This is a genomic window from Actinomycetota bacterium (assembly GCA_030776725.1).
In the GTDB taxonomy this organism is placed as follows: Bacteria; Actinomycetota; Nitriliruptoria; order Nitriliruptorales; family JAHWKO01; genus JAHWKW01.
Window position 1 is genome coordinate 1 of record JALYHG010000092.1, and the last position, 5,986, is coordinate 5,986.

At 70.9% G+C, this 5,986-nt stretch carries 3 protein-coding genes; 2 read left to right on the forward strand and 1 reads right to left on the reverse strand.

Features of this window, described 5'->3' with window-relative positions:
* Positions 1-2,180, forward strand: a 2,180-nt coding sequence (locus M3N57_04220; GenBank protein MDP9021902.1) for a glycosyltransferase, incomplete at its 5' end; no start/stop codon positions are given.
* Here the strand turns inward: M3N57_04220 and M3N57_04225 are convergent.
* On the reverse strand, positions 2,109-4,403 hold the full coding sequence (locus M3N57_04225; protein ID MDP9021903.1) for a glycosyltransferase family 4 protein: 2,295 nt from the start codon (positions 4,401-4,403) through the stop codon (positions 2,109-2,111). The two genes, M3N57_04220 and M3N57_04225, sit on opposite strands and share 72 nt — an antisense overlap.
* A gap of 49 nt (positions 4,404-4,452) precedes the next feature.
* Between M3N57_04225 and M3N57_04230 the strand changes: the two genes are divergently transcribed.
* The coding region (locus tag M3N57_04230; GenBank protein MDP9021904.1) for a glycosyltransferase family 2 protein at positions 4,453-5,986 on the forward strand (1,534 nt) is incomplete at its 3' end.

Consider the following 5,986-nt stretch of genomic DNA (forward strand, 5'->3'; position numbering starts at 1 on the left):
TCACCGGCCTGCCGGAACGCGTTGACCACCGATCGGCGGACCTCGCCGCCCTGCAGCAGTACCTGCGCAGCCGAGGTTCTCGCGCCGACCTCGCCGGTTTCTTCGACCTCTGGGAAGAGATCGTCACACGGCGAGGCCCGCAGGATCCGGCGTTCGCCTTCCCGGGCCCGCTCGCTCGGGAGATCGTCCACTGGCTCGACCGTGTCGCGTTGTCACCGTCCCAGGTCCGCCGTCACCTGGCCATCTCCCGGACGGTCGCGACACGTCCGGGGTACTTCCCGAAAGAGGCCCACGTTGGCGTCGTCCACCCTCCGTCGAACCTGGAAGGGCTGCACTGCGGCCGGTTCAAGTACTTCTTCACGGCCAGCCGCCTCGATCACCCCAAACGCGTGGACCTCCTCATCGAGGCGATGCGTCACGTCGACGCGCCGACGAGGTTGAAGATCGCCGGAACCGGCCCGGATGAGGGGCGCCTCCGGGCGCGAGCGAGCGGAGATGAGCGCATCGAGTTCGTGGGGCACGTGACATCCGAGCAGCTGGTCGGACTGTACGCCGACGCGTTGGCGGTGGCGTTCGTTCCGGCCGACGAGGACCTGGGTCTCGTCACACTCGAGGCGATGTGCAGCGGCAAACCCGTGGTCACCACGCGGGACGCCGGCGGTCCGACCGAGCTGGTCCAACACGGCCGGACCGGGTTCGTGATGCAGCCGACCCCGGGAGCGCTCGGCTGGGCGCTGCAGCGGCTCGCCGGTGATCCTCGAGCGGCTCGCGAGATGGGTCGCATCGGGACCGAGATGGCGCGCCAGGTGACCTGGGACCGGGTTCTGTCGCGTCTCCTACAGCCGGTCGCCCGCCACGGCGGCTTCCCGGCCCGCCGCCCCGGACGCACCCGCATCGTCGTCGCGTCGACGTACGTCGTTCATCCGCCGCGGGGTGGCGGCCAGATCCGGTCGGCGAAGCTGTACGGCGCTCTCGCTGATCGCTACGACGTCGAGCTCGTCAGCCTCGCGGATCACCAGCAACCAGCGCGACAGACCGTGGTTGCCCCGGGTGTCGCCGAGACCGTGATCCCCAAATCGGCCGAGCAGGACCGATTCGAGCACGACCGCTCCCGCGCGGTGGGTTGGATCCCGGTCACCGACATCGTCGCTGCCATGCGGATCGATCTGACACCCGCCTACGTCGATGCGCTGCACCGCGCCGCTGTCGACGCAGGCGCCATCGTGTTGGCTCACCCTTACCTGGAGCCGGCGGTTCGCATGGCGGGGCTGCGGCTTCCGGTGGTGTACGACGCGCACAACGTGGAGGCGGACCTCAAAGGCCGGGCGCTGCCGTCCGGGCCGGCCGGAACGGAGTTGCAGGCCCGGGTCGAAGAGGTCGAACGAGCGGCCGTCGAGCGGGCCGCGTTGGTCACCGCCACGACCTCGTCCGACGCCGCCGGGTTGGCGCGGCGGTACGGGATCGGGGTGCACGACGTCGTCGTGGTGCCGAACGGTGTCGACGTTGCCGGGACACCGTTCGTCGCCGGCGAGGCGCGGAGCAGCGCGCGAGCTAGCTGGCTGCGACGCCACGCAGGGCTGGCGGGGGGTCGGGCGGCGGAGCACCTGGCGATCTTCCTCGGCAGCTGGCACCCACCGAACCTGGAGGCAGCCGAGGTTGTCCTGCACTGCGCGGCTCGGCTTCCCCACACCCTGTTCCTCCTCGTTGGGAGCCACGCCGATTACTACCGAAAGTGGGACGTGCCACCCAACGCTGTGTTGGTGGGAGTGGTCGGGAACGAGGCGAAACGCTCGCTGCTGGCCGCCGCCGATGTGGCTCTCAACCCGATGCTGTCCGGGTCGGGGAGCAACCTGAAGATCCTCGAGTACTTCGCCGCCGGCGTCCCCGTCGTGTCTTCGCGCTTCGGCGCCCGTGGGACGGCCGCTGAAGCCGGGACCCACTACGTACCCGCGGGGTTGGACACGTTCGTGGGAACGCTCGCTGAACTGCTCGCAAGCGGCCCGCCCGCGGGTCTGCAAAGGGCCGCCAGGGAACTGGCGGAGACCTACGACTGGGTCAGGATCGGCCGGATGTTCACCGATGCGGTGGCCTCCCTGTTGCCGTCGGGTTCAGCGCCCGCGGGGGTTTATGCCCAACTCGGCCAGACGTCGTCCGACGCGATCGGCGTAGGCGACCGGTGAGTACGACTCCGCCCGTCGTCGCCCCGCCTCACCCAGACGCTCACGCAGCGCAGCGTCACCGGCGAGCCGCTGCAGGTGCGCCGCAGCCTGGTCCACATCCGGACGCGCCCAGCGACCCGCACCCGAGTAGATGCCTCCGGGGCCGCCACGCGCCGGAACGAGGTCGTAGTCGACCAGCAGGGCGGTCGTCGCGTCGGTGAAATCTCGGTTGCCGCCGAAACCGGTGACGACGACGGGCACACCGAGCGCCATCGCCTCCAGGATCGTCAGACCGAACCCCTCAGCCGCGTGCAGCGACAGGTACGCGTCGCTGCATCCCAGCAGCTCCCACACCTCACGTCGGGTCAGGTACCCGCCGATCAACGTGATCGGCCGATCCCGGACGAGGTCGCGCAACTGCGCGTCCGCGGTGGGGAACTTTTCGAGGTTGCTCACCTTGAGGAGCAGATGGGCATCCTCCGAACCGTCGAAGGCGCGGTCGAACGCCCGCACGGCCGCAGCGGGATCCTTCCGCTCGAGGCCGGAGAACGCGTCGGTGACGTACGTGACGAGGAACGCAGCGTCCGGTAGCCCGAGCCGCGCCCTGTCCGGGTCGAGTCCTTCCGGCGGGGCCACCGGAAGACCCATCACCAGGATCGGCTTGTCGGTGTGGGGACGGATCGCGTCGCGGACGAACCCGCTCGGAGCCCACACCTCGTCGACCGCCGCGAGGCCGGGTCTCCACGTTGCCGGCAGCTGATCGGTCTCCCACGCCCAGAACCCCACGTGTCGCGACGCAACGAAGCGGTACGCCAGCTCGTCCGGCTGGTAGCCCAGCAGTTCCAGGGGGTTGAGGTGGAACACCGTGACGTCGTATGGGCACCCCACCTCATCGAGCTCGGTGAGGAAGGTCCCGCGCCGGGAGTAGATCCGCTCACCCACATCGACGACCGACGTCGGCACCTGCAGCACCTGTAGGGCGCCCGCGGTGGCGCGCATCGCTTCTCCCAGACCGCTCTCGGACCGTGCGTAGCCCACCACGTTCACGCCGTGTGCCCGCTGCGGGGGCTGGCGGGGGCCCGCGAGCGTGGGGTCCGCCCGCCCAACGGCGTGCCGCAGGCGGCGCCCGACCCGCTGCCTGACACCACCTCGGTCTGGCTCTCCCACTGCGCTGGTCGTCCCCACCCCTTCACGGGCGAGCCAGTGCTGGAAGGAGCGCACCGTCGTGGTGGTCGCGGGGAACGACGCCTGCAGGTCGGTCCTGGCCCAGTACAGCCCCTGTGCGAAGCGCCACAGACCTCGGCTGTCCTCCTCACCGAGCCAGGCGGAGAACCCATCGGGACCGTCGTCGAAGGGATCTTCCCACCTGCGTCCCAGTGGGTCGGTGGCTCGCAGCGAGCTGCGGGCGAGCGTTGTGACGCCCGCCCCCGAGCGGTAGCGCAGGCGACAGTGCGCTGTCTGGCCGTCCGCGACCTCCGCCATCAGCTGCCTGACGATGTCCGCGTCGTGGGTGCGGCGTTCGATGAGGTCGAGTGCGGCATCGGGCGTGTCCTGGTAGCGCACCAGGCCGGTCGTGTCCACGATCGGTGGTCGGTCGACGTCCCGCCGCAGGTCGCTCCACGACGCCGCGACCGGTCGGTTGTTCCACCGTACCGAGGCGCTGCGGGCTGGCAGTGCCTGCAGGTACTCCGCGGCGGACGCTGTCAGCGCCGCCGTTGGGCGTGCGACGTAGTGCGCACGCTGCCAGGTGTCCCACTCGTCGAGGATCGATCCCAGTGGACCGCCTCCTCGCAGCCGGAGCACCGCGCCGGTCGGTCGCCCCGCACCCGCCGCCAGCGCAGCCCGGAGAGAACCCTTCGTGGACGCCAACGGGGCCGCCAGGGCCGGGAAGAGCTCCAGGTGGACGCCGTCGGGCAACGGGTCGAGGAGCGGGAGGGAACCGACCAGGCAGTTGCGGTCGATGAACAGCACCTCGCGGTGACCTGCGAGTTCGGCGACCCGTCGCAGGAAGGACGGGGTGGCGAGCGCGACCAGATCGTCGTCGCTGAGGCTGAACCGGACCGACCGCTCCGGCAGGTCGACGAGCTCCCACGGGTGCGTCACCGAGCCGGGCACGTCGAACGTGCCGTCGGTGCCCAGCGCATGCGACTCGATCGGTTGGTCCAGTCCGCGCAGGGTCCGCTCCAGTGGGGTGCCGGCCGACGGCACCACCGAGGCGAGCAGGGGGATAGCGGATCCGGACACGGCCACAGTGAACTACCCTCCGGCGGACGGCGCATCCGGAGCCTGGCTGGTGGTCTGGCGGTCCCACTCCCAGGGCCGCACGGTCCTGGTCCGCGTCGACGGGACCACCGATCCCCTCATGGCCGACGTAGCCGACGCCGTGGCAACCGCCACCGGCGGTTCCGTGCAGCATCTCGACATCCCGACCGACCGGTTGCCACGGCGGCTGTCTCGGTCCGATCGCTGGCTGCGCGACGCCTTCGCCGCCACGCCGGGGCCGTTGATCGCCTCCTGGCGGGTCGCTCGACAGCTCGAACGGCGGACCCGAGCGGGCGACGTCGTGGTTCTACCCGACACGGACGGCCACGCGGGGATGTTCGCCGTCGAACAGCGGATGCGGTCACCGGGCGATCGCCGCCACGTGGTCATCGGCGCGGGCCACAGCCTGGTGCTGGAGCTGGCCGCCATCGGCCCTGTGACCGGGCGGCTCCCCGACGACGACGAGTACCGGATCGACTGGGAGCTCGCCGCCTACCGCTTCGCGGAACTGGTCGTCGCGTGCAGCCCGGCTGCCATGGCAGCCCTCGAGCAGTTCGGTTGTGCCTCGCAGCTCGTCGTCCCCGCCGCCCAACCCCCGCGGTCGCCGTCACGGACGGGCGGATGGCCGCTCAGGGTTCGCATCCCGGAACCGGTGTCGCGACGGGCCCGCACTCCGCAGATCCTGCGGGCGCTCACGGGACTACTCGCACGAGGCACCCCCATTGCGGTCGCGATCTCCGACGACGACCGGCCCGACCGGGTGTGGACGGGTACCAGCTGGGATGCGCTCGCCGGCGTCCGCGCCGTGCTGGGCGAGACGATCACGCGGACGGCGGTGTCCGAACCCGGTGACGTCGTGATCGTGGGTGATCCGTTCCTCCCGCCGCCCGACGAGGTGGTCCACCACCGCGATCGAGGCGCTCGCGTCCTGGCAGCCGAGGGCAGCGTCGCGGCGAGCATGTGGCCGGACGCCGAGACGTGGACGAACGAGGACGACCTCGAACGCCTGCTGGGCGGTGACACGGCTCCACCAGGCCGGGAGCCAGCGCCAGACCGTCGTGGGCATCTGGCACCGCCCGTCGCGGCGTGGGACGCCGAACGGGCCTCGCAGGTGTCCGTCGCCGTGCCGGTTTTCCGGGACGTGCGGTTCCTCGACGAGTGCCTCTCGTCGGTGCTCGGACAGGACCAAGTTCCCCACGAGGTGATCCTCGTGGATGACGGATCAGGCTCGGCGGAGGTCGACCGCTGTCTGGACCGATGGCGCGAGCGCGAGCCGGAGCTCGTACGCATCCTGCGCCAACCCAACCGCGGGGTCAGCGCGGCACGCAACCTGGCGCTCGAGCACATGACCGGGGACGCCTTCGTCTTCATCGACCAGGACGACGAGCTGCGGCCGACGTTCCTGTCCCGGTGCGCCGAGGCGCTGCGCGCCAACCCGGATGTGACCGCGGTCGCGACCTGGACCGAGTTCTTCGGGGCGTACGCCGGCGTGGAGGCCAAGCCCCCCTTCGACGCGCGGGTGGGCATGCGCGAGAACCCGATCGTCTCCACCTGCGTGCTGGTGG